The sequence below is a fragment of the Eisenbergiella sp. OF01-20 genome (assembly GCF_003478085.1).
Lineage (GTDB): Bacteria > Bacillota > Clostridia > Lachnospirales > Lachnospiraceae > Eisenbergiella.
Window position 1 is genome coordinate 73,870 of sequence record NZ_QUES01000010.1, and the last position, 23,371, is coordinate 97,240.

General features: G+C 50.0%; 21 protein-coding genes. 17 read left to right on the forward strand and 4 right to left on the reverse strand.

What is annotated here, in order from left to right; all coding sequences use genetic code 11:
* Positions 1-160 precede the first annotated feature (160 nt).
* The 6 genes from DXA36_RS13645 to DXA36_RS13670 all read left to right on the forward strand — a co-directional run bounded on the left by DXA36_RS13645 (position 161) and on the right by DXA36_RS13670 (position 4,537).
* Positions 161-766 (forward strand): TetR/AcrR family transcriptional regulator, encoded by a 606-nt coding sequence (locus DXA36_RS13645; protein WP_118680096.1) that lies wholly within the window; start codon positions 161-163, stop codon positions 764-766.
* 202 nt (positions 767-968) lie between these two features.
* Complete coding sequence (locus tag DXA36_RS13650; protein ID WP_118680098.1) at positions 969-1,823, forward strand: ABC transporter ATP-binding protein; 855 nt, start codon at positions 969-971, stop codon at positions 1,821-1,823.
* A complete protein-coding gene (locus DXA36_RS13655) occupies positions 1,820-2,506 on the forward strand; it encodes a fluoroquinolone export ABC transporter permease subunit (protein WP_118680100.1) in 687 nt (228 codons plus the stop codon). The genes DXA36_RS13650 and DXA36_RS13655 overlap by 4 nt, the downstream gene beginning before the upstream one ends.
* Positions 2,503-3,231, forward strand: a complete 729-nt coding sequence (locus DXA36_RS13660) for an ABC transporter permease (RefSeq protein WP_118680102.1) — start codon at positions 2,503-2,505, stop codon at positions 3,229-3,231. The genes DXA36_RS13655 and DXA36_RS13660 overlap by 4 nt, the downstream gene beginning before the upstream one ends.
* Positions 3,232-3,305: 74 nt before the next feature.
* Positions 3,306-3,572, forward strand: coding sequence for a TfoX/Sxy family protein (locus tag DXA36_RS13665; protein ID WP_118680104.1), 267 nt, complete (start codon positions 3,306-3,308; stop codon positions 3,570-3,572).
* A gap of 89 nt (positions 3,573-3,661) precedes the next feature.
* Positions 3,662-4,537 carry a CAP domain-containing protein gene (locus tag DXA36_RS13670; RefSeq protein WP_118680106.1) on the forward strand — a complete coding sequence of 292 codons (876 nt, stop codon included), beginning with the start codon at positions 3,662-3,664 and terminating at the stop codon, positions 4,535-4,537.
* Between the two features lie 214 nt (positions 4,538-4,751).
* On the opposite strand, the gene DXA36_RS13675 is transcribed toward DXA36_RS13670, so the two are convergent.
* The gene (locus DXA36_RS13675; protein ID WP_118680108.1) at positions 4,752-5,258 is read right to left on the reverse strand and encodes a hypothetical protein; all 507 of its coding nucleotides are present in this window, start codon (positions 5,256-5,258) and stop codon (positions 4,752-4,754) included.
* A 287-nt stretch (positions 5,259-5,545) separates the two neighbouring features.
* Here DXA36_RS13675 and DXA36_RS13680 point away from each other — a divergent pair, with 287 nt between their 5' ends.
* Positions 5,546-8,167: a hypothetical protein gene (locus DXA36_RS13680; RefSeq protein WP_118680110.1), complete on the forward strand. Its 2,622-nt coding sequence runs from the start codon at positions 5,546-5,548 to the stop codon at positions 8,165-8,167.
* Positions 8,168-8,249: 82 nt separating this feature from the next.
* On the opposite strand, the gene DXA36_RS13685 is transcribed toward DXA36_RS13680, so the two are convergent.
* Positions 8,250-9,131, reverse strand: a complete 882-nt coding sequence (locus DXA36_RS13685) for a helix-turn-helix domain-containing protein (protein WP_182479069.1) — start codon at positions 9,129-9,131, stop codon at positions 8,250-8,252.
* 231 nt (positions 9,132-9,362) lie between these two features.
* Here DXA36_RS13685 and DXA36_RS13690 point away from each other — a divergent pair, with 231 nt between their 5' ends.
* From DXA36_RS13690 to DXA36_RS13730, 9 genes are all read left to right on the forward strand, one after another.
* Positions 9,363-10,148 carry a sugar phosphate isomerase/epimerase family protein gene (locus DXA36_RS13690; protein WP_118680114.1) on the forward strand — a complete coding sequence of 262 codons (786 nt, stop codon included), beginning with the start codon at positions 9,363-9,365 and terminating at the stop codon, positions 10,146-10,148.
* Between the two features lie 53 nt (positions 10,149-10,201).
* Positions 10,202-11,374 carry a Gfo/Idh/MocA family protein gene (locus DXA36_RS13695; protein WP_118680116.1) on the forward strand — a complete coding sequence of 391 codons (1,173 nt, stop codon included), beginning with the start codon at positions 10,202-10,204 and terminating at the stop codon, positions 11,372-11,374.
* A gap of 123 nt (positions 11,375-11,497) precedes the next feature.
* Positions 11,498-12,523 carry a Gfo/Idh/MocA family protein gene (locus tag DXA36_RS13700; RefSeq protein WP_118680118.1) on the forward strand — a complete coding sequence of 342 codons (1,026 nt, stop codon included), beginning with the start codon at positions 11,498-11,500 and terminating at the stop codon, positions 12,521-12,523.
* Between the two features lie 32 nt (positions 12,524-12,555).
* The gene (locus tag DXA36_RS13705) at positions 12,556-13,410 is read left to right on the forward strand and encodes a sugar phosphate isomerase/epimerase family protein (protein WP_118680120.1); all 855 of its coding nucleotides are present in this window, start codon (positions 12,556-12,558) and stop codon (positions 13,408-13,410) included.
* 398 nt (positions 13,411-13,808) lie between these two features.
* Positions 13,809-14,360, forward strand: coding sequence for a TetR/AcrR family transcriptional regulator (locus tag DXA36_RS13710; protein WP_118680122.1), 552 nt, complete (start codon positions 13,809-13,811; stop codon positions 14,358-14,360).
* Between the two features lie 11 nt (positions 14,361-14,371).
* Positions 14,372-15,037: a hypothetical protein gene (locus DXA36_RS13715; RefSeq protein WP_118680124.1), complete on the forward strand. Its 666-nt coding sequence runs from the start codon at positions 14,372-14,374 to the stop codon at positions 15,035-15,037.
* Between the two features lie 101 nt (positions 15,038-15,138).
* Positions 15,139-15,552, forward strand: a complete 414-nt coding sequence (locus tag DXA36_RS13720; RefSeq protein ID WP_118680126.1) for a DUF2871 family protein — start codon at positions 15,139-15,141, stop codon at positions 15,550-15,552.
* Between the two features lie 149 nt (positions 15,553-15,701).
* Positions 15,702-17,375 carry an alpha-glucosidase gene (locus DXA36_RS13725; protein WP_118680128.1) on the forward strand — a complete coding sequence of 558 codons (1,674 nt, stop codon included), beginning with the start codon at positions 15,702-15,704 and terminating at the stop codon, positions 17,373-17,375.
* Between the two features lie 133 nt (positions 17,376-17,508).
* A complete protein-coding gene (locus DXA36_RS13730; protein ID WP_118680130.1) occupies positions 17,509-18,396 on the forward strand; it encodes a fumarylacetoacetate hydrolase family protein in 888 nt (295 codons plus the stop codon).
* 63 nt (positions 18,397-18,459) lie between these two features.
* Here the strand turns inward: DXA36_RS13730 and DXA36_RS13735 are convergent, their stop codons facing one another.
* The gene (locus tag DXA36_RS13735; protein WP_118680132.1) at positions 18,460-19,488 is read right to left on the reverse strand and encodes an AraC family transcriptional regulator; all 1,029 of its coding nucleotides are present in this window, start codon (positions 19,486-19,488) and stop codon (positions 18,460-18,462) included.
* A 195-nt stretch (positions 19,489-19,683) separates the two neighbouring features.
* Between DXA36_RS13735 and DXA36_RS13740 the strand changes: the two genes are divergently transcribed.
* On the forward strand, positions 19,684-22,806 hold the full coding sequence (locus DXA36_RS13740) for a glycosyl hydrolase (RefSeq protein ID WP_118680134.1): 3,123 nt from the start codon (positions 19,684-19,686) through the stop codon (positions 22,804-22,806).
* Between the two features lie 179 nt (positions 22,807-22,985).
* On the opposite strand, the gene DXA36_RS13745 is transcribed toward DXA36_RS13740, so the two are convergent.
* Positions 22,986-23,231: a permease of phosphate ABC transporter gene (locus DXA36_RS13745; protein WP_118680136.1), complete on the reverse strand. Its 246-nt coding sequence runs from the start codon at positions 23,229-23,231 to the stop codon at positions 22,986-22,988.
* Between the last annotated feature and the right edge of the window lie 140 nt (positions 23,232-23,371).

A 23,371-nucleotide genomic window follows, 5' to 3' on the forward strand; every position in this document is an offset into this window, starting at 1 on the left:
GAGCGACTGTGAGAGGGCCGGTGTATGTATATCAGGGGCAAACGAATCCGGTATAAGCGAATCCGATACAAACACATCCGCCCCGAATCCGCTTGACAGAATGTTGGGTAAGAATTATAATGACTAAAAACAATAAAACAGTCAAAAAGAGGTGAGTCCCTTGCCGAAATCCTATTCGGAGCAGGAAAGAGAATATATTGACAAGCGCCTCCGGGAAGAGGCGATGAATTGCATGTGCTCTTATGGAATCAGAAAAACTACGGTGGATGAACTGGTCCGGCGGGTGAGGATACCCAAGGGGACCTTTTATCTCTTTTATGAGTCCAAGGAACAGTTGTTGTTCCAGGTGTTGATGCAGTTTCATGAAAATATGGAAAAACAGCTTCTGGAACGTGTGGACAGCCTGGCGGGAAGGCCCTTGGACGTGGAAACGGTAACGGATTTGCTTATGGATTTCTTCCGGAGGGCCGATGAAGCGCCTATTATAAGGCTGATGAATTCCGGGGAACTGGAAATCCTGGCCAGGAAGCTGCCCGGAGAGGAACTGGCGGCTCATTTTATGGAGGATGCCAGGATGGTGGAAGCGGTTATAGGAAAGCTTTTTCCTTCCGGTACCGTGTGCGCTGGGGAACTGGCGGAAACGTTTGGAGGGGCCTTCCGGGCTGCTTTTACAGCGATGATTTACAGCCATGAGGGCGGGCAGGAGGGCACTTACGCTTCCTTGCGCCTGCTGATCCGGGGGCTGGTTCTGCAGCTTTTTGAATAAAAGGCTGAAAGTAACCGTCCAGACAGGCAGGACAGTAAGGGGAGATAGGCACCCGGCGGGAACGGGTGGAGTCCGCGCCGCAGGAAAACGGCTATGGGGCGCGGGCTTGCTATATGGATGGTTCATAGGATGGATCATCTTTTATTTTACCGGTTATTTGACTATAAAAAACATAATGGTCAAATAGTAAAGAAGGAGAATTATGATAGAAGTAAACAGACTTACTTTCAGTTACGGGAAAAAGCCATTCATAAACGATATGAGCTTTTCCGTGGAAAACGGCGAAATCTTCGGATTTCTGGGGCCGTCGGGAGCAGGCAAGACGACGCTGCAGAAAATTATGACGGGGATGATTACCGCCTATCAGGGGAGTGTAAAGGTGGACGGTATGGAATGCAGAAAAAGGACGCCGGCCTTTTATGAAGAAATCGGAGTGGATTTTGAGTTCCCTGCCTTGTATGAAAAACTCACGGCAAAGCAGAACCTTCTTTATTTTGCCTCCCTGTACCGTAAACCCTGCCTGCCGCCGGAGGACAGCCTGGAAAGAGCGGGGCTTGAGAGGGACGCGGATAAAAAGGTTTCCTGCTTTTCCAAAGGTATGCGTTCCCGGCTGGCTTTTCTCAGGGCCTTGCAGCACGATCCCCGTTTTTTGTTTCTGGATGAACCCACCAGCGGGCTGGATCCCTCAAACAGCCGTGTGATGAAGAATATGATTCTGGAAGAAAAGAAAAAAGGGAAAACCATTCTTCTTACCACCCATAACATGCATGACGCCGCCGAACTTTGCGATCGGGTGGCTTTTATTGTAAACGGGGCGGTACGGGCGCTGGACAGCCCCCATAATCTGGTCATGCAGAAAGGAGCGGCCCGCCTTGTGTATACGTATCGCAGGGAAGAGGACGGCAGGGAAGAGAAAAGGGAATGCCCGCTTTCGGAGACTGGAAGTGACCTGTTTCTGCAAAAACTGCTCAGGGAAAACAGACTGACCTCTCTGCACACGAGCGAGCCGGATCTGAATGATATTTTTCTTGAGGTTACGGGGAGGGCGCTGGTATGAGACTGCTTCGTTTGCTTGCCGGGGATATCCGGTTTCAGGCGGTTTATGGCTTCTGGTTTTTATATAGTATTTTAACCCTGCTTTACCTGCTTTTGCTGTCTGTATTGCCCGGGGAATGGAGGGAGGCCGCAGCCGCCGTGCTCATATTTTCCGATCCTGCGGCTATGGGCCTGTTTTTCATGGGAGCCTGCATCCTGCTGGAGAAAAGCCAGCGTGTGCTGCAGGTGATAGCAGTATCACCGGTAACTGTCCGGGAATATATGCTGTCCAAGGCGGCGTCTTTTGCCGGTATTTCCCTTGTTGTGGCGGCCGTTTTGGCGCTCGGTGCGGGCTATGGGCAAGAAAGGCTGCCCCTGGTGCTTGGGGGAACCTTATATGGCTCCCTGTTGTTTTCCCTGCTGGGGATGGCGGCTGCTTCCGGGATTAACAGCATCAACCAATATCTTCTTATTACAGTTCCGATAGAAATGATTCTGTTTATCCCCCTGATTCTCTTTTTACTGGGAAGAGAAGGAATACTGGCTTTTTTTCCCACAGTGATATGTATGAAAATGCTGCTGGGGATCCCGCAGAACGGCGCTGCCGTCTGGCTTGCGGCGGGAACGTCCCTGCTGCTTTGTGCATGGGCGGCCTGGCTTTGTATGGAGAAAATGTGGAAACGGTTGGGAGGAGTGAAATTATGAGGGCACAGAAAGCCGCTTTTTTACAGATGCTCAAAAGTATTGGGAGAGATGGGATGCTGCTTTGCGCCTGCCTTCTACCGATATTGTGCGGAATCCTTTTTAAAGGGGGTGTGCCGCTTCTGGAAGAAATGCTTTGCGGATATTTTAATAAGAAGGTAGTGCTTGTTCCTTATTACAGGCTGATTGATATCGGATATTCCCTGCTGGCCCCGGCAATGTTCTGCTTCGTATCTGCAATGGTGGTGCTGGAGGAGCGGGACGAAGGGCTTGCTTCCTATTCTGCGATAACACCTCTTGGAAAAAAAGGGTATCTGCTATCCAGGCTGGGAATTCCCGCCGTATGCGCTACAGTGCTTACCGGCCTTTTGCTCCTTCCGTTTTCTGTAAGCAGGCTGCAGATAGGGATAATTGCAGGCCTGGCGGTATCCGGCGGAGGCTTCGGCCTGGTATATGCGCTGTTGATTATCCGGTTTTCCGAAAACAGGCTGGAGGGGATGGCGGCGGCAAAACTGGCCTCCCTGACCATGCTGCCGGCTTTTTGTCCCTTTTTTATCCGGGGAGGGGCGGAATATTTCCTGTGGCTGTTCCCCGCATGGTGGGGCGGTGCGGCGGTGGCCCGGAACCAGCCGCTGCTGGGTGCGGCCGGTGTCTTATGCGGGCTGGCCTGGATCTGGGGTCTGGGAAAAAAGAGAGATAAGGCCGGCGGAAGCTTTTCTTCCCTGTAAAGAAGGAGTATACTGGAAGGGAAGAAATTGACAGATCGCATAGCTGCGTTGCAGCAAAAACGGAGGGACAGCGTATGGGAGAACTCAGCAAGCTTCCGAATATTGGAAAAACTGTGGAAGAACAGTTAAACCAGGTGGGGATTTATACCAGCCGGCAGCTGGCCGGCCTGGGAAGCAGGCGGGCCTGGCTGATGATACAGAATATTGATGAATCCGCATGTATCCACAGGCTTCTGGCTTTGGAAGGGGCCATCCGGAATGTGAAAAAAACGGAACTGCCGGAGGATGTGAAAAAAGAATTGAAAGAATTTTATCAGGAACATAAGCTGCCGCTTCCATAACTTTCCACGATCAGAATGCTGTTTTTTATATTATTATAGGTTTGTAACATAAATGTAATAAATTTGTAATAATTGTAAAGGAGACAGCAATGAAAAAACTTACATTACTTACAGCAGGAGCAATTACCGTATCCGCATTGGGAATGGCGGCCGGCATCGGGCCGAATACAGTTCTTACCGCTGAAGCTGCCGGAAGCAGCCAGGGGAATTATAAAAATGTAGTGGTGGTCAATGGGAACTCCATTGGTGAAATAAAAGATAAGCTGGAAAATATGGGGAACTCTTTTGGGTCCATTCAGTGGGGAGACTGTCCGGTAGTAATACCTCCCTGCGATACCCTGCCGGATGACAACCAGGGAGGCGGAAAGCCTGACACCGGCCTGCCTGATACGGACAAACCGGATACAGACAAGCCCGGCACAGACAAACCGGATACGGATAATCCCGGTACAGACAAGCCTGACACGGACAAACCGGATACGGATAAGCCGGATGCAGACAAACCTGGCCAGAAGCCGGATGAGAATAATCCGGATCAGAACAATCCGGGCGGTTCGGAAGAGAATAAACCGGGAGACAATGACAGTCAGCTTTCCTTTGCGGCCCAGGTAGCAAAGCTGGTGAATGAGGAGCGTGCCAAAGTTGGACTTTCCGCCCTTCAGGTAAACCAGAACGTTCAGGCCGCAGCCCAGGTCAGAGCGGTGGAAATCAAGACCTCCTTTGCCCATACAAGACCGGACGGAAGCAATTTCAGCACCGCGTTAAAGGAGCAGGGCGTCAGCTATAATGGTTCCGGAGAAAATATAGCATGGGGACAGAAAACGCCGGAGCAGGTTATGGAAAGCTGGATGAACAGCGCCGGGCACAGGGCCAATATCTTAAATGAAAAGTTCACATCCATTGGAGTGGGCTATTACCAGGATGGGAACGGCGTGAATTATTGGACACAGCTCTTTACCTATTAAAAGAATTTGGCGGTTGCGCTCCGCGAGCTATGCCTATATTCATAACAACGGATGCCATGCTCCGCGGGCCATCCTTAAGTTTAAGAAGAATCAGCCTCAGAGGTATCTGAGGCTGATTCTTTCTGTATAGAGGAAACGTAACAGTTCAGACTTGTCTGAACTGTTATAAGGATACAGAAAACGTTGCAGTACGGTATGGCAGCAGGTTTGTGCCTCAGAGAATGGGCCTGCGGCTGCGGCCGATCTCATCTCCCAGGGGGAGATCTTCATACCCCGGACGTGAATAGGTCTGTCCCGGCGCAGAGGTGCTTGGGCAGGAAACAGGACGGAAAGAAAAATAAGCATGGAGGAAGCACAGGATTCCGCCCAGAAGCAGTACAAGAAAGAAAAAACAAATGGCTATGCCGAGCGCAAACAGCACTCCGTTAAAGACAGGGCTTAAGGATGTAAGAAATGCGGCCAGAATCAGGCAGGTGCCGCCGGTGGTGGCAAGATTGCCGCAGCAGGAATAAGCCTCCCTCAGCCGCGGTTCGTTTTTAGCAGACAGTGAGCCTATCAGCAGGGAAACAAGCATAGCACCGGCGAACAGGATAAGCAGGATGAAAAACGGGGATGAAGTATCCAGTGACAGCAGACCATTTGCAAACAGCGTAAAAATGGTAAAAGCCAGCAGCATACCGATAACAATGGTGATGATGCAGAACTTAGTGGCATTTTTCATAGGTATCCCTCCTTTCGTTAGAGATATATTGACGGGAAATGAAAGCTCCTAAGATTATGATATGCCGGAGACGAAAAGGTGTGGCTTGTGGATGTGGGAATAACTCAAACTTTACAGATAGCGGGGAGGATAGAAAACGACGCCAAAAAAAGGGGAAAAAGGAAAAATTTTACAAAAGGCATGTTTTGCAATGAAAAGTAACGGTTTTTGTAACATGCGGAATAGTAAAATTAATTCAATGGTTCAATCCCGGATAATGGAAAAGGGAAATGAGGAAGGAGTAGTTCATGAGACATTCTAATAGGAGCGGACGGGGAAAGAAAGTACTGGCGGCATTTTTAGTGGCGGCAATGATAACCGGAAATACATTGACCGTTTTGGCTGAGGATGTAAGCGGTAATACTGTAGAAACCGTTGAAGAAAAGACGGAAGAGACAAGCGGAGAAAACACAAGCGGGGAAAACACAGACAAAGAGAATACAGATAAAGAGAATGCCGGGGAGGCTTCGGAAGAGGAAAGCCACACCCGTGAGAGCGAGGAAGGATCCACAGAGAGTAAAGAGGGAGAGACGGAAGCTGTCTCTGAAACAGAGTCCACGGACGAAACACAGACAGAGTCCGGTCTGGAGCAGGATACAGAAACAGAGGATCCTGAGACGGAGGTCGAAACAGAGACCGAAACAGGAACGGGCAGTGTCTCCGGTAACAGTGTTTCCGGCAACGATATTACGGAAGAAGCAGGTTTTGCATTAACATATACATATGATGAAAAGGCTGTTTCTGTAGAAGGCCCGGTACGTGTGGAAAAAGAGGAAACCTTTTCCTTCCGGGTAACCGTAAAGGAAGGCTATACCCTGCTTGAGGTGACCTGCGGCGGGGAAGTGCTGTCAGCAGAGGAACCGGAAGCTGAAGAACCATATATTTTTCCTTATACCTGTGATATGGTTACAGAGGATACGGAAATTGTAATAAGGACGGAAAAACAAGCCGGGGAAGAGCAGATTTTTGAGAAAAAGGATGTTGCTGTGGGAAACGGCAGGGCAACAATTACCATAAAAGCAGCGGCGGATGATGAAAACCTGAAGGGCGCTGAGCTGGTGGCTGATAAGGAAGCTGCGGATACCGGTCTGCTGGAAGAATATGCACAGAAAAATGGAATGACATATCTGAGCCATATGGATTTCGGCCTTCATTTTGAAAAGAAAGGGGAGGACGGGACGGCAGAAGTGGTACAGCCCTCCAAGCAGGTAAAGGTTATCATTACATTTACGGAAGCGCCCGCCTTTGACGGCGGCGTACAGAAGGCAGAGCTGCTTCATGTATCCGCCGGAGACGGAAAGCAGGAAAAGGTGGAAAAAGCGGCGGATCTTTATGAAATGCCGAAGGCAGAATACAGGAGTGCAAGGAGCGCGGAAACAAACGCAGTGCAGAAAGAAATATCCTTTGAAACCGATAGTTTCAGCCCGTTCCCGATTGTCCTTCTTTCCTCCGGGAATATCTATACCCCTCTTTCCTGGGCAAATAAAGGGACCTACAGCTATACCTCCGGTAACAGTAAGTGGAAGGCTAATCCGGTAGATATTACAGAATCCACTACAGACGGGATTCTTGTTGATGTATCGCATGTATCAGATGAAGGCTATATAAAATATACGATACCGGATGGTTTTAATAAAAAAGAGATCAATATAAATGCAATTAATGACTTAAATACACTTCTTAACGGGACATATATGCCAGGATGCAAGGTGAACTTCAAGATCAAGTTGGTAAATAATTCCGGTACAGATTATTCTTATGTAAATAATTCATTTTATATTGCATCTGAAAGTTTGGCCGCACAATATGAAGAAACGGATGAAAAATATAGCTATACCTGGAATTATGCTACATCAAAACCGGATATTGTAATAGGATGGGTAGACGGGGCAATAGGGTTTGACGGTTCTCCATTACTTGTACTCAGTAATACGGCTTGGTCGCCAAACCGTACGTCTAATAAAGCTCTCCTTTTTCTTTTGAGTGAATATGCAGAAGAAAGGGACCTGGAAAAGTTTAATGATAAAGGTGCACCTCTTAAAGATTTACCGTATAGTGTGGCTAATAGTAGGTATTTGACGGATGGTTATTTAGATGGGGTGCTGAAGAGAGCAGGATATGAAGGGATAAAAGAATTAAACCATTACTATTTAGATTATTATAACCGGCACTATGGTACAAATGCGGCGTCTCTTGAGGAACTTCCTTTAGAAGCATTGGTATCAGGCTCTAATAAGGCGGGGATTTTTGGTGGGAACCGCTTCAAAATGCGGGAGACAAATCCGGAGGTTGCGGAATGCGGCTATAATTTCTTCTATAATTATTGTCTTAGTTTGCTTCCGGATGGAGTTTCTCAAGCAGAGAGCAGAAATTATTCGATTGGTAATTGGATGCGTGGGGAAACCGGATATGAAGAGACGGTCAGGGCGTCATTTGCTGGTTTTAACAACGGTACGGAAGTGGAACTGCTTGGTCTGAATATGATGATAGATGGGCCATATACAGCTAATGTGTATATGGATATGAATTTTGGCTGGTCGCTCGGCTTAAAATTAACCAGTAATGAACAGACGACCCCTCCCACACCGCCTACCCCTCCCACTCCGGAGGAACCTACACCCGGTAATCCGACACCGACACCGGATACACCTGCCCCCGTGGCAACGACCGCAGTGCTGGGGATAAGCGCAGCGCCTGATGTAGCGGTGCTGGGAGAGGCATTTCCCCCTCAGTCAGGGGTGCTTGGGGAAAGCAAAGGCCCCGGAACCGGGGACAGTTCGCCTGTCATCGCCTGGAGTCTGGCCGCCCTGGGAGCGGCTGTCTGTCTGGCCGGCTTTGCCGTAAAGAAAAAGAAGAAAAAGCAGAAATAAAATAAATAAGCAGAAAAGAAAGCCGTCTCGGTAAGAGGCGGCTTTCTGTTACATATGGAGGAATCCGGGAGAGGGAACGTTGTTAAATCCGTAAATTTACATCTTCAAACACTTTGCCGGCATTGCTTCCGAGAGATGGCAGCACACCCCGGTCCTGCAGGGGGGAATGCCCCAGTATTTTGGTATAAGCCCGGTAAAAGGAAGAGTAATCCCCGAAGCCTGCTTCTGCCGCAGCCTGCTGTGCGCTGCTTCCCTCAATCAGAAGCTGCTGGGCCAGGGTCACCCTTTTATGAAGAAGATAATCAAATACCGTGGTTCCGGTAGCCTTCCGGAAAACCTTATTCATATGATGCTTGCTGAGAAAAAATCGTTCCGAAAGCTGATCCAGTGTGATTGTTTCCTTCAGATGCCGGTTCAGGTACAGCAGGATACCGGTGATGGGATCCGGGGATGGCGGCCGCAGACCGGTTCCCGTAGCATCGGACATGGAAACGATGCGCGCAAGCAATGCCTCCACACATACCGGCAGCAGCTGTTCCTGCAGGGCGGTATCCTTCAGGGCACAGTCCTCCAGCGCGTCAAAATAAGCGGGTATTCCAAATTGCTCCACCTGTTCATAATAAATTTTTTTCCCTGTCTGTTTTTCGAATGCCGGAAAGGCGGACAGAAGGAAAACACGCCGTTCCACGGACAGGATATCCGGATGGAAATGAATGGAAAAACGTTTGTAAGGCCTGCTGCCATTGATTTTTACCCCATGGAATACATTGGGGGACAAAAGCAGGAGGCTGTTGGGAGTAGGCTTATATTGCATGCCTTCCACGAGATAATCCACATCCCCGTCCAGAAAAAAATAAACCTCATAAAAATTATGGCAGTGCAGGGCGTATTCCTCCGTGGGGGTTTCACTTTCGTTATAGCCGAAGCGCACCTGCTCCTTATTGACATAGGCTTGTCTGTTCATGATGTCCGGTACTCCTTGCCGATTTCTTTTGTATTCCTTTCCCTCACAGAAACAGCATAGCTCAGCACCGCTATATTTGCAATAAGAAAGTACTTCTGTGCAATGGCTTTTTTTCCCTGCTCCGGCTATAGTAATGGAAGCGTAGCATTCCATGGAAGCAGGGCTATCTGCTTTCAGGGCGGAAAAAGCCTAAATCAGTATCATAAAACCGAAAAGAGAGGGATAAAAGACATGAGGACAGGAGCGCAGGCTTATACGGTAAGGGCCTATACCCAGAATGAGAAGGATTTTTCCTTTACCATGAAGAAAATTGCAGATATGGGCTATCAAACAGTGCAGATTTCCGCAATAGGGAAGGATATCAGGCCGGAACGGGTCAGGGAGATCTGTGATGAGGCAGGGCTGGAGATTGTCCTGACACACAGTGATGCCAACCGCATCCTTTACGATACGGAAAACCTGATCCGGGAGCACGATATCCTGGGCTGCAAGTACATAGGCCTAGGCGCCATGCCGGACAAATACCGCACCAAGGAGTGGATCACCCACTTTATGGACGACTACCGGGAGCCTGCAAAGAAAATAGCGGCTGCAGGAAAGCTTCTCATGTATCATAACCATAATTTTGAATTCCAGAAGCTGCCGGGCTGCCCGGAAAATGGGGCGGACAGGCCGAAACGGATCATGGAATTTTTGATGGAAGGGTTTGGCGCCGAAGAAATGGGCTTTACGCTGGATACCTATTGGGTTGCTGCCGCTGGCTGTGATGTGTGCCAGTGGATCACGCTGCTGAAAGACAGGATCCCCTGTGTCCATCTGAAGGATATGTCGGTGGAAGGTTTCAGCCAGCTGATGGCGCCGGTAATGGAAGGAAATCTGAATTTCCCCGCCATACTGAAGGCACTGGAAAATACAAGCTGCCAATATATCCTGGTGGAGCAGGATACCTGCCAGGGAAGCCCATTTGACTGTCTGAAAACAAGCTACGATAACCTGGCGGCAGCGGGCTACCGGTAAAAAGGGGCCATCCGCAGGAAAGCAGCGGAAATAAAGGAGATTAGGAGCTTTTTATGGAAAAGGTGAGATTAGGAATTATAGGAATCGGTAATATGGGAAGCGGCCACTGCGGCACGATTCTGGAAGGAAAGGTGCCGGATATGGAGCTTGCGGCCGTGGCGGATCTGCGGGAAAGCAGAAGAGACTGGGCCAGGGAAAACCTTCCTGAACGCGTGCGTATATTTGAAAATGGAGATGAACTGATAGCTTCCGGCTGCTGTGATGCGGTTCTGGTGGCTACGCCCCATTATGATCATCCCAGGCTTGTTATGGAAGCCTTTGCCCACGGGCTTCATGCCCTCTGTGAGAAGCCTGCCGGGGTTTATACCAGACAGGTCAGGGAAATGAATGAAGCGGCATCCCGGTCGGATAAGGTGTTCGCCATGATGTTCAACCAACGTACCAACCACGTATACCGTAAAATGTATGATATTGTACATAGCGGTGAATATGGCAAAATAAAGAGAGTCAACTGGATCGTAACCGACTGGTACCGGACCCAGGCATATTATAACTCAGGCGGCTGGCGTGCTACCTGGGCAGGGGAAGGCGGCGGGGTGCTGCTCAACCAGTGCCCGCACAACCTGGATCTTTTACAGTGGATTTGCGGAATGCCTTCCAGGGTGCAGGCTTTCTGCCATATCGGAAAGTGGCATGACGTGGAAATTGAAGATGATGTTACAGCATATCTGGAGTTCCCCGGCGGAGCGACCGGCGTATTTGTGACAACCACGGGAGATGCGCCCGGCACCAACCGTTTTGAAGTGACACTGGAAAGAGGCAGGCTGGTATGTGAAGAGGAAAAGCTTACCTTCTATGAACTGGATGTGAACGAAAGAGAGTACTGCTTTACCGCGACGGAAGGTTTCGCAAAACCCTCCGGCCATTACACAGAGCTTGCTACCGACGGGGAAAATCCGCAGCATGCGGGAGTCCTCCGGGCTTTTGCCGCCAATATATTAAGAGGGGAGCCTCTTGTGGCGAGAGGGGAAGAAGGTATAAACGGGCTCACCCTGTCCAATGCCATGCATTTGTCCAGCTGGCTCGGAAAGATGGTGGAAATTCCTTTTGATGAAGATCTGTTCCTGGAAAAACTGAACGAGCTGCGCGCCAATTCCCGGATAAAGGATAACGTGCAGGAGGTAACCTTCAGTACGGCAGGAAGTTACGGTTCAAAAGTAAAGTAAATTCCATGCCCGGTCCGCCGGGCAACGCCATGAATGAAAGCAGCCGGGCCGAATGGCCATCAATACTGTGGAAGCCGGGCTTCCGCAGTCAAAGCCTGAAATCAAGGGCAGGAGGGGCATCGTATGAAAGCAGCGATTGTTGGATGCGGCAGCATAGCATCCGTACATGCCGCAAGCATAAGCCAGCTGACGGGCAGCGAACTGGTAGCATTTGCGGATAATAAAAAGAATAGGGCGGCGGATTTTGCCGCCCGCTATGGAGGGAAGGCATACGGCAGCCTGGAGGATATGCTGGAACAGGAAAAACCGGATGTCCTGCATATCTGTACGCCGCATTATCTTCATGTGCCGATGGCGGTTTACGGACTTTCTCACGGAGTCCATGTCTTTATGGAGAAGCCTCCCGTTATTTCCCGGCAGCAGCTGGGAGAGCTGGAACAGGCCTCTGCACAGTCGGACAAAAAGCTGGGTTTTTGTTTCCAGAACCGTTATAATCCAAGCGTCATAGAGGTGAAGGAACTGCTTGCCTCCGGAAAAGCCGGAAAAATACGGGGGGCAAGAGGAATCGTTACCTGGAGCCGGGGAAAAGAATATTATACCGAAAGCGGCTGGCGGGGGAGTCTTGCCACCGAGGGCGGCGGGGCGCTGATCAACCAGTCCGTACATACCATGGATTTGCTGGCTTATTTTCTGGGAACGCCGCTGTGGGTGGAAGCCGGGATACAGAACCATCATCTGAAGGGGATTATTGAGGTGGAGGATACGATGGAGGCTTATATCCGCTTTGCGGACAGTTCCGCGTGCTTCTATGCCACCACGGCTTATTGCGATGATGTGCCGCCTCTGATAGAAATTGCCTGCGAAGACAGGACAATCCGTATAGAAGACCTGGAGGTGACCTATTATTTCATGGACGGACATGTGGAAAAGCCCGTTGTGGGTAAAAAAGGAGACGGGCATTCCACGGAATGCTTGGGAAAGAGCTACTGGGGCTGCGGCCATAAGGACTGTATCGCCGATTTTTACCGGTGTATCAGGGAAGGACAGCGGTTTCCACAGGATCTGGATGGAATGAAGGAAACCATCCTTCTCATGCTGGGAGCCTATGAATCGGCAAGAGGTGCAGGTGTGGTGGAGATCGTCAGATAAGCGACGGAGTAAAGGAAGGATTGGGATTGGATATGGAAAGGAAGATTTTAACGAATTGTCCTGTCAGCTGTTTTGCGGACGAGATTGATCCGTCAGTGGATAAACAGACGGCCCTGCTTAAGGAGCTTGGGATCGGCTGGATTGAATTCCGCAGCGGTGACGGCAAAGGGGTGGCGGATTATACGGAAAAAGAAGCGGAAGCATTGATGCGCCGGCTGTCTGCGGATGGCATCCGTATATCCGCAGTGGGTTCCCCGATAGGGAAAATAGATATTACGGCGGATTTTGCGCCTCACTTTGAAATCTACCGGCACGTTGTGGAACTGGCAGGTATTTGGGATACCTCATTTATCCGTATGTTCAGTTTTTTTATCCCCCAGGGACAGGAGCCGGGCAGCTTCCGGGATGAGGTAATGCGCAGGATGGACCGCATGGTGGAATATGCGGCCCGAAGAAATGTGGTACTCCTTCACGAGAATGAAAAGGATATATACGGGGATACGGCGGAAAGATGTCTGGAACTGATGAAGGCTTTTTACGGTGAACATTTCCGCTGTACCTTTGACTTCGCTAACTTTGTACAGTGCGGGCAAAATACGCTGGAAGCTTATGACATGCTGCGCCCTTATATTTCCTATATCCATATTAAGGACGCCCTCTGGGAAAGCGGGGATGTGGTTCCGGCAGGAGAAGGGGATGGAAATGTGGCGGAAATCCTTTCGAGGCTGGATCGAGAAGGATATGCCGGCTTCCTGAGTTTGGAGCCGCATCTGGCTGATTTTGCAGGACTGAAGGCTCTGGAAAAGGAAGCAAAGGAAAGAGGACGTACAGACGGAGAGTCGGCATTCTGTACCGCTTATCAGGCTCTTACCAAGCTTTTGGGCTGAGACGGCTTCTGATAATGACAGGGATATGACAGGGAAAGGCATCTGCGCCTATGGTAGGTAAACCATAGGCGTTTTTTTCGGGTTATAGCCGCTCCTTTCGATTATCTGTGTCGGTAGTTGTCCCGGACGGAAGGAAGGAGGGAATTATGTTACTGTTCACTCAGTACTGTGCATTTACTGCACAGTACGTGAGAAAGTGATTCAAGAGTGCATAAATCTCATCGCCGCAGGCGATTTTAAATGGATTTATGCAGGTTGCTGGTCACGGAGTGAACAGTAACGGAAATATAACCTGAAAGGGAACGTGTTCAGAAATAGATTGACATCAGAGAATGGAGACTCTATAATATAAATGAACATGTTCACTTAAGGCGATCGCGGAAAGAAAGGATGCCAATATGCGAAGGAAGGATGATACCCTGCGGGATACTTTGCTTGCGTATGCGCGTGAGCTTGCGGATACAGACGGGCCGGAAGCGGTCAATATCCGTTCTATCGCCGGGAAAGCCGGGGTAGCGACAGGTACCGTATACAATTACTTCGCGGGCAAGGACGAAATCCTGCTTGCACTTACGGAAGAATACTGGAAAAATACGCTTTTGGAGATGAAGGAGAAGATAAAGGCAGATAACTTCTGCAAACAGATGGAAGAAATCTATTCCTTTCTGCGCAAGCGTATCGACAGTTCGGCCGGGATGCTCATGCATAGTCTGGGAAACGTAGAAGATGCCGGGCTAATGAGGATGGAATCCATGAAAGCCGTGTTGGAGAAGGGGATTGTCCAAAGACTGGAAGCGGATGATAAGGTGCGTGCGGATATCTGGAATGAAGCCTTTACCAAAGAACGATATGCACGCTTCATCATGATGAATATGATATTGCTTCTGAAGGCGGATATGCAGGATTTTTTATTTTTTCTGGAAATCGTTAAAAAAACCATCTATGAATAAGGAGATTTATTATGGCACAGGCAATTGCAGAGACCGTTTTTGATTGTCTTTATCTAAGCTTTGCTCTGATAGCAGGGCTTACCATGCTGATTAAGGGAAAAGGGCCGTTGGTGAAAAAGGCGGGCCTGATGTCCGCACTGCTCGGAGCTGGGGACGCGTTCCACCTCATTCCCCGTTCCTATGCGCTATGGACTACCGGGCTGGAAGCGAATGCGGCGGCACTTGGTGTGGGGAAACTCATCACCTCGATTACTATGACTGTCTTTTACTTGATTCTGTACTATATCTGGCGGGAACGTTATCAGATAGAGGGCAGAAAAGGGCTTACCGGCACGATGTGGGCGCTTTCTCTTCTCCGGGCCGCCCTTTGCCTCCTTCCCCAGAACCGGTGGCTGGAATACCGCCAGCCTTTGCTATTTGGTATCTTACGTAACATCCCTTTTGCTGTTATGGGCGTTATTATCATTGTTATTTTTGCCAGGGAAGCCGGGAAAGGGAAGGATCCGGTATTCCGTTTTATGCCGCTGGCCGTGGCGCTTTCTTTTGGTTTTTATCTGCCAGTGGTCCTTTTTTCCGGCGTGGCGCCGGCTGTAGGGATGCTGATGATTCCTAAAACATTAGCGTATGTGTGGATTGTATTTATGGGCTGGCAGCTTTACCGGCAGGAAAAAAAATAAGCTATCCAAACTTCACAGGTGCCAAATGGCCCTCCGTCCGCTGCCAGAGGGCCATTTGGCACCTGCGAAGTTGGATAAGCTATACGAAAGAAGGGGCGGATATGAGTAAAAAATATGCGGATACGGCACTTATTTATGCACTTACTGCATTGGTTTCCGGTGTGTTTTACCGGGAGTTCACTAAATTCAACGGTTTTACAGGCAGGACGAACCTGGCTTTTATGCATACCCATTATTTCCTTTTGGGGATGTTTTTCTTCCTGGCCCTCCTGCTGCTGGAGAAAAATTTCCTGTTTTCGGATGGAAAACGGACGAAAAGGGCGCTGCTTTTATACCATGTCGGATTGAATATTACCGGTGCAGGCTTTCTTTTAAGAGGGCTGACACAGGTATGGGGCATGGCATTAAGCAGGGGAATGGATGCTTCCATAGCAGGGATAGCAGGAATTGGACACATTCTTCTTGGTATCGGGCTGGTACTTCTTTTGCTGCAAATCAGGAAGAAGGCAGCATAATCAGGCGGCTGAAAGGTTTGCGGCAAAGCTGATTCTGGGAAAGATAAGATATAAATCCTGGAATTGTGTTAGTTTTTCATATTTTTATGCAAGAAATCCCTTCGTTTCCATGCTATTCTTTAAAAAGCAGGAAATGGAGGGATTTTACGATGGTTAGAAAATGGTGGCATGACAAAGTGGCATATCAGATTTACCCCAAGAGCTTTCTGGATACGGACGGTGACGGCATCGGGGATCTGCGCGGCGTGATCCGCAAGCTGGATTATCTGAAAGGGCTGGGAGTGGACATTATATGGCTTTCCCCTGTGTACCGGTCCCCTTTTGTGGATCAGGGCTATGATATATCGGATTATTATGCAATTGCGCCGGAATTCGGTACAATGGAGGATTTCGATGAACTGCTGGCGGAAGCGAAAAAAAGGGACATGTATCTTATTATGGACCTGGTGATTAACCATTGCTCCGACCAGCATGAATGGTTCCGCAGGGCGTTGGCGGATCCGGATGGCGAATATGCGGATTATTTCTATTTTCGAAAGGGAAAGGACGGGAAGGCTCCCAGCAATTACCGTTCCTATTTTGGAGGGAGTACCTGGGAGCCGGTGCCGGGAACGGATCAATATTATCTGCATATGTTCGCAAAGGAACAGCCGGATTTGAACTGGAATAACCCCAGGCTTAAGAAAGAACTTTTTGATATGGTGAACTGGTGGCTGGAAAAAGGAGTTGCCGGCTTCCGGATAGATGCGATAATCAATATTAAAAAAGACACGGCATTTCCGGATTATCCCGCGGACGGCACAGACGGCCTTGTGAGCTGCACCAGGATGGTGGAAGAGGTTGACGGCGTCGGGGAGCTTCTGGAAGAACTGAAAAAGGAAACCTTTGAAAAATACGGGGCCTTCACGGTTGCGGAAGTATTTAATATGAAGGAAGACGAACTGCGGGAATTTATCGGGGATAACGGCCATTTTTCCACGATGTTCGATTTCTCGGCAGCCGTGCTTTCCGGCGGGGAAAAAGGCTGGCATACAGCCGGAGAGATATCCTTTGAGGAATGGCGGTCGGCCCTCTTTGCATCGCAGATGGAAGGGCAGAAGGTCGGTTTTAAGGCCAATATTATAGAAAACCATGACGAACCCAGAGGGGCGTCCCGCTATCTGCCGGATCATGCCCGGAATACGCGGGGGATCCAGATGCTGGGGACCACCAGCGTGCTGCTTCGGGGAATTCCCTTCCTTTATCAGGGACAGGAGCTGGGAATGACAAACTGTCTGTTCGACAGCATAGAAGAATATGATGATATCAGTACGAAGGATCAGTATAAGGTGGCGCTGGAGGCGGGGCTTACGGAAGCGGATGCCCTGAAGGCGGTAGCGCGCTTCAGCAGGGACAACAGCCGGACCCCCATGCAGTGGAGCGATGAAGAAAACGCAGGCTTTACCTGCGGTAAGCCATGGCTGAAGGTGAATCCCAACTATACGCAGGTCAACGCCGCCAGGGAAGAGAAAGACAAGGATTCGGTGCTTCATTATTACAGACAGCTGCTTGCTTTACGCAAATCGGATGCTTACAGAGAGACCTTTACGTACGGCGAATTCCGTCCGGCTTTTGAGGAGGAGAAAGATATCTTTGCTTTTTACCGTATTACGCCGGAGCAGAAAATTCTGGTTGCGGCTAATTATGGAACCGTTGAGCGGAAATTGGTGCTGCCTTCCGGGATAAAGAAGCAGTTGTTATGCAACAATGGCAGGATAAATGCGGCGGGCAGCAGGATAGGTCTGGGCAGCTGTGATGCTATTGTTTTGGAACTGGATTGTTAGTTACTGTTCCCTCCGTGACCAATAACGATTGATAACCGCTTGTCAAACTGCTCCCTTCCTTTTCGTTGACACCGTCCTGTCCGGGAAGTAAACTGGAAAAAGGAATGGAATATTTTTCCGGAGAGGAGCCGCAATGAAATTTATTCGATATGAAAAGGCCGGAAAGGCCGAAATAGGCATTTTCAATAAGGAAGAAAATGGGATCCTGCCCTTGTCCCGGATTTTTCCGGGTTTTGGGATCTCTATCATGCAGCAGGTAATAGAAGGCGTGGGAGAGAACGAAGAGCATCAGCTGCGGCAGGCATATTGCGGGGAGACGGACTGCCCTGTACTCCCTGTGGGAGAGGTGAAGCTGCTGGCGCCGATAGAAAGGCCCGTCCATGATATTCTTTGTGTGGGAGTGAACTATCAGGATCACAGGGAAGAAGCAGCGGAGGCCCTGTCTGCTTTCCAGGCAGGTCCGGAAACCGTTTATTTTACCAAACGCGCGATCCGTATTCTGGGAAGCGGGGAGGCCATAAAAGCGAGGCCGGATTTGGACGAGCAGCTGGATTATGAGGTGGAGCTGGCTGTGATTATCGGAAAGGAAGGAAAGGATATACCCGCCGATAAGGCGGAGGAATATATTTTCGGCTACTCTGTCTTTAACGATATCTCCTCCAGAAGGATTCAGAACCGCCACGGACAGTGGTTCAAGGGCAAAAGCCTGGATACTTATACCGCAATGGGCCCGGTGGTTCTGCATAAGTCCGCCCTGCCTTTTCCCGTGGAGGCAGATGTGAAAAGCTTTGTGAACGGGGAAAAACGGCAGGATTCCAATACCCGGTTTTTCCTTGCGGATATTCCCCAAATAATCGAAGATTTGTCAAAGGGCATGACTTTGGAACCGGGGGATATCATCGCCACAGGAACGCCTGCGGGGGTGGGAATGGGAAGCAATCCGCCCCGCTTTATGAAAAAAGGGGACGAGGTGGTCTGCGAGATACCGCAGATAGGAAGGCTTGTTAACCGGGTGGAGTGAAAAACAGGGACACAGGCATCCGAAAGGAAGGTGCGATATCGCATGCAGCAGGGAGAGCGGGCATTACCAGAAAAATGCCTGCTCCCCCTGTTTCATTTCATCCAGGTGCCCGTAAGCTTTCCTGTATTTGCCGGGAGTGATGCCGGTCAGCCGTTTGAATACCTTGGTAAAATAAAATTTATCCTGAAAGCCGGTGCCGGAGGCGATTTGTTCCAGCGGACTGTCCGTGTGGGCGAGCAGGTGTTTGGCATTGCGGATCCGGATGCCGGTCAGGTATTCCCGCACGGTGAAGCCGGTCTGTTCCCGGAAAAGCCGACCGAAATATTTAGGGGAAAGGCCGGAGTGGGCGGCTAAAAGGGGGAGGGAAATATCCTCCGTATAGTATTCCTGGATATAATTGACGGCCTCACTGATGGTTTTCTGATGGAACAGCCCGCAGGAATCCCTGGACGGTGAGGTGAGGCCGCAGACTTCGGCGGCCAGCTGGAGGAAAAGGGCGCGTTCCCGCAGCCTTGCGCCGATGCCCAGCTGGGAATAGCTTTGGTACAGTTCTTTAAAGAGGGGGGCTGTGGTATCGTAATCCAGCCCGGTGATCAGGGGAGGAAACAGGGCGGGATCCACTTCCGGGTTCGGCCGCTCCAGCAGCCGTTCTTCCTTTATGGGAGGAAGTGTATTTTGGGACAGGTTATTTGTCTCAAAGGTTTTCCCGGACAGGGGATCGGGTGCTTCTGCGTGGGCAGGCAGGTTTTCCTTGTGCAGATATACCTGCTCCGCGCGGAAATCATACCGGGCTTCCGGGGAAATCCAGTCGAAGTGGACGCAGTGTACCCGGAAGGTTTTCCCTTCCGGTACAATCATTGTGTTGTGAAGGCGGGGGCATATATAGAACAGCTCCCCTTTTTTAACCGTGTAGGTTTCCCCTGCGTATAGAAAACATGCCTCCCCGCTGAGGCAGTAAATAAATTCATGATCATAAATGATACGTTCCGGGAGAAGCGTACCTCCGTCGAAAATCTTATAATTCACATATCTAACATAAGGGGCGATCCGGTCCAGGGCGATTATATTTTTGGTTTCCTTTTCTGTTCCCATAGCTGTCCTTGTCCTTTCAGGAGAAAATAATGGCTTTTATTTTTTATGTAATTTAGTGTTCCAAATTACAATTTTGTTCCTTCTTCCCATTTACTTTTTCTGTATATTTCCTATGATAATCTTACAGAATCTGAAAGCAGAATGCAATGTGAAATTGCCGCTTTATGGGAAGAAAAGGAGAAGGGAAGGAAAGAAATGTATCAGAAAAGCAAAGAAAAAAGCCTGAGCAGGGAATTGTTCCAAAATCCAACAAATGAATACCGCGGGGCACCGTTCTGGGCATGGAACCAGGCGTTATCCCCGGAAGTGCTGGTAAGGCATATTGATTATTTTAAAGAAATGGGAATCGGGGGATTCCATATGCATTGCCGTACCGGTCTGGATACGCCTTATATGGGAGAAGAATATAAGGAATGTGTCCGTGCCTGTGTGGATAAGGCGAAGGCGGAGGGCATGTATGCCTATCTGTATGATGAGGATCGCTGGCCCTCCGGGGCAGCGGGCGGAAAGGTGACGAAGGACGTGGAATACCGCAGCCGGTATCTGGTGTTCACACCGGTTTCCAACGAAGACCGCCAAAATAAGGATTTGGGTTTTGATTCCTCCAGCAAGGCTGCCGTTCAGGGGAACGGAACGCTTCTGGCCCGTTATGACATCACCCTGGAAAACGGCTGCCTGAAGGAATACCGCCGTCTGGCGGACGGGGAACAGGGAGAGAACATATGGTTCCTGTATGAGGAAATCGCACGGGAAAGCCCATGGTATAACAACGAAACCTACGTGGATACGCTTAATCCCAAAGCTATTGAGCGGTTTATTGAAGAAACCCACGAGCAGTATCTGGGCTGTGTGGGAGAGGAATTCGGAAAGACCGTTCCGTCTATTTTTACGGATGAACCGCAGTTTTCCCATAAGACCACACTGAGCTTTGCGGAATCCGGGGAGGATGTGATCCTTCCCTATACGGACAGCCTGCCGGAAGGCTATAAAGCAGCTTATGGAGAGGATTTCTTTGATACCATACCAGAGCTTATCTGGGAGATCCCGGAGGAAAAGGTATCGGCGCCCCGTTACCATTATCATGATTTTGTGGCGGAACAGTTTTCCTCCTCCTTCGCGGATACCATTGGAAACTGGTGCAACGATCATGGGATTATGCTCACCGGCCATATGATGGAAGAACCTACGCTCACTTCCCAGACAAACGCTCTGGGTGAGGCAATGCGTTCTTACAGAAGCTTCCAGATGCCGGGGATTGACATGCTCTGTGACTGGAGGGAATATACCACGGCAAAGCAGGCGCAGTCCGCGTCCCATCAGTATGGATGCCCGGGTGTTCTCAGTGAGCTTTACGGGGTGACCAACTGGGATTTTGATTTCCGCGGGCATAAGCTGGCGGGAGACTGGCAGGCCGCACTGGGCGTTACCCTGCGCGTGCATCACCTTTCCTGGGACAGTATGAACGGAGAAGCCAAACGGGATTATCCGGCCTCTATTTTCTACCAGTCCCCCTGGTACAGGGAATATGGAATGATAGAGGATCACTTTGCCAGAGTGAATACCGCGCTGACAAGGGGAAAAGCACATGTGCGCATTGCGGTGGTTCATCCGATTGAAAGCTATTGGCTCCATTACGGGCCGAAGGAGCAGACCGCTTTGATTAGAGAGGAGCTGGAGAGCCGGTTCTCCAATGTGACGGAGTGGCTTCTTTTCTCCCAGCTGGATTTCGATTTCGTTGCGGAATCCCTTCTGCCCGCGCAGTATCAGGCGCTGGAGGATGGTAAATTCCATGTGGGAGATATGGAGTATGATGCGGTGGTGGTTCCCGGCAATGAAACGCTGAGAAATACCACGGTTTCCTGTCTGGAGGAATTCCGGAAGAACGGCGGGGATGTCCTCTTTATGGGAGAAGCCCCTTCCCTTGTGGATGCAAGGCCGTCGGAAGCAGGAAAGGAGCTTTACGGGAAATGCCGTCATATCGGCTTTTCCAGGAGCGCACTGGTGAAAGCGCTGGATCCTTACCGGGATGTGGAGCTGCGCACGGAAGCAGGGAATCTTTCGGAACAGCTGATTTACCAGATGCGTGACGACGGGGATACCCGCTGGCTGTTTGTCTGCAACGGCAGAAAAATGAAGAATCCGGATATTCCCAAAAAAGAAAGGATTACTTTCCGGCTGAAAGGAAACTGGAAGGTGGAAGAGTACGATACCATGACAGGGGAAATATATCCGGCAGCCACGGAAAGTAACGGCCACGTCACCAGCTTTTTACATAACATGTATGATCATTCCAGCGTTCTGCTTAAACTGTCGCCGGCCGAAGGGTGCAAAGAAGCTGCGGAAAACGCCGCAGAAGAGGAATATACGCAGGAAGAAGGGACTCATCTGTCCTCCCGCATGCCTTACCGGCTTTCCGAGCCTAACGTGCTGCTTCTGGACATGGCGGAGTACCGTTTTGACGGAGGCGGATGGCAGGAAAGGGAAGAAATCCTGCGCCTGGATAATGTCTGCCGGGAAACTGCCGGCTATCCTCTGCGTATGGAAGCCTTTGCCCAGCCCTGGACCAGTGAAAAATCCGCGCCGGAGCATATCCTGGAGCTTCGCTTTACCATTGATTCGGAAATAGAGGTGGAGGATGCCTTCCTGGCTCTTGAGGAACCGGATGCCACTTCCATATGGCTGAACGGAACCGAGGTGGAGAAAAAGGACGCGGGCTATTTTGTGGATGAGTGTATCCGTAAAACGGCACTGCCCCACATTCCGGCGGGACGTTCGGAACTTATCCTGAAGATCGCATACTCCAGAAATACCAATGTGGAATGGTACTATCTGCTGGGAAGCTTCGGTGTCAGGGTGACAGGAAGCAGAGCGGTGCTGACCCCTCTGCCGGAGCAGATCGCATTCGGCGATTATGTGGATCAGGGCTTCCCCTTCTATGCCGGGAATATGATTTATGAAACGGAATTTACGGCGGAAGAGGCTGGGGAGTATATCCTTGCCGCAGAAAAATTCAGGGCGCCCCTTCTTAAGGTTATGATTGACGGAAAGCAGGCGGGAAGGATTGACCTGGCTCCTTATCAGGTACCGCTGGGCCGTCTGGAAAAAGGAAAGCATAACATCACCATTATTTCTTATGGCAACCGGGTGAATGCCTTTGGTACGGTGCATGCCTGCAATGAATATGAGCATTGGGTGGGGCCGAATGCCTGGAGAACGTTCGGGGCCGGCTTCAGCCATGAATATCAGCTGAAACGCATGGGCGTGCTGTCGGCACCCAGGATTATCCCGGTAAAACAGGCGGATGCCCTGCATAAATAAGGAAACGGTTCCGGCCGCAGATCCTAAAACCGGCCCTGCAAAGTCATTCTGCAGGGCCGGTTTTGTGACTGTGAAAGCTTCGCTTCCACAGTATGGATGGCCATTCGGCCCGGCTGTTTTCATGCATGGTGTTGCCCGGGGAACCGGGCATGGAAGTTTACTTTTACGGTTACCGGTTGTTATTCACATTCACAAGCTTCCCCGTCATCCTTGCGGCATACAATCCGAAGGAATTTTGTCATCAAAGGGATATAGGTTGCAGTGAAAATGACGGCGGCGATCAGGAAGGGGACTTTCTTTTTCTTCCTGGGGATGGAAAGACCGATCATGACGCCGATGGCACACAGGCAGAATTTAACCAGCGCCAGATCCTTCCAGTCCGATTCTTTTACATATTGATTGGCACAGCTGAACAGACATTTCATACGGAAACCTCCTTTATACAGTAAGGGAATCATGCGGTGAACGGCAGTTTCCCTGCCGGCCGTAACAGCAAGGGTAAGTAGTGCTGCCTATATTATACCACACAAAAACAGCATTTGGATTTTCTTTCTACATTTTTTTC

Bases quoted from the DNA above. Each gene is read 5' to 3' on its own strand.
- DXA36_RS13650 (WP_118680098.1), top strand. From the start codon at position 969: ATGATAGAAGTAAACAGACTTACTTTCAGTTACGGGAAAAAGCCATTC.
- DXA36_RS13655 (WP_118680100.1), top strand. From the start codon at position 1,820: ATGAGACTGCTTCGTTTGCTTGCCGGGGATATCCGGTTTCAGGCGGTT.
- DXA36_RS13660 (WP_118680102.1), top strand. From the start codon at position 2,503: ATGAGGGCACAGAAAGCCGCTTTTTTACAGATGCTCAAAAGTATTGGG.
- DXA36_RS13665 (WP_118680104.1), top strand. From the start codon at position 3,306: ATGGGAGAACTCAGCAAGCTTCCGAATATTGGAAAAACTGTGGAAGAA.
- DXA36_RS13670 (WP_118680106.1), top strand. From the start codon at position 3,662: ATGAAAAAACTTACATTACTTACAGCAGGAGCAATTACCGTATCCGCA.
- DXA36_RS13675 (WP_118680108.1), bottom strand. From the start codon at position 5,258: ATGAAAAATGCCACTAAGTTCTGCATCATCACCATTGTTATCGGTATG.
- DXA36_RS13680 (WP_118680110.1), top strand. From the start codon at position 5,546: ATGAGACATTCTAATAGGAGCGGACGGGGAAAGAAAGTACTGGCGGCA.
- DXA36_RS13685 (WP_182479069.1), bottom strand. From the start codon at position 9,131: ATGAACAGACAAGCCTATGTCAATAAGGAGCAGGTGCGCTTCGGCTAT.
- DXA36_RS13690 (WP_118680114.1), top strand. From the start codon at position 9,363: ATGAGGACAGGAGCGCAGGCTTATACGGTAAGGGCCTATACCCAGAAT.
- DXA36_RS13695 (WP_118680116.1), top strand. From the start codon at position 10,202: ATGGAAAAGGTGAGATTAGGAATTATAGGAATCGGTAATATGGGAAGC.
- DXA36_RS13700 (WP_118680118.1), top strand. From the start codon at position 11,498: ATGAAAGCAGCGATTGTTGGATGCGGCAGCATAGCATCCGTACATGCC.
- DXA36_RS13705 (WP_118680120.1), top strand. From the start codon at position 12,556: ATGGAAAGGAAGATTTTAACGAATTGTCCTGTCAGCTGTTTTGCGGAC.
- DXA36_RS13710 (WP_118680122.1), top strand. From the start codon at position 13,809: ATGCGAAGGAAGGATGATACCCTGCGGGATACTTTGCTTGCGTATGCG.
- DXA36_RS13715 (WP_118680124.1), top strand. From the start codon at position 14,372: ATGGCACAGGCAATTGCAGAGACCGTTTTTGATTGTCTTTATCTAAGC.
- DXA36_RS13720 (WP_118680126.1), top strand. From the start codon at position 15,139: ATGAGTAAAAAATATGCGGATACGGCACTTATTTATGCACTTACTGCA.
- DXA36_RS13725 (WP_118680128.1), top strand. From the start codon at position 15,702: ATGGTTAGAAAATGGTGGCATGACAAAGTGGCATATCAGATTTACCCC.
- DXA36_RS13730 (WP_118680130.1), top strand. From the start codon at position 17,509: ATGAAATTTATTCGATATGAAAAGGCCGGAAAGGCCGAAATAGGCATT.
- DXA36_RS13735 (WP_118680132.1), bottom strand. From the start codon at position 19,488: ATGGGAACAGAAAAGGAAACCAAAAATATAATCGCCCTGGACCGGATC.
- DXA36_RS13740 (WP_118680134.1), top strand. From the start codon at position 19,684: ATGTATCAGAAAAGCAAAGAAAAAAGCCTGAGCAGGGAATTGTTCCAA.
- DXA36_RS13745 (WP_118680136.1), bottom strand. From the start codon at position 23,231: ATGAAATGTCTGTTCAGCTGTGCCAATCAATATGTAAAAGAATCGGAC.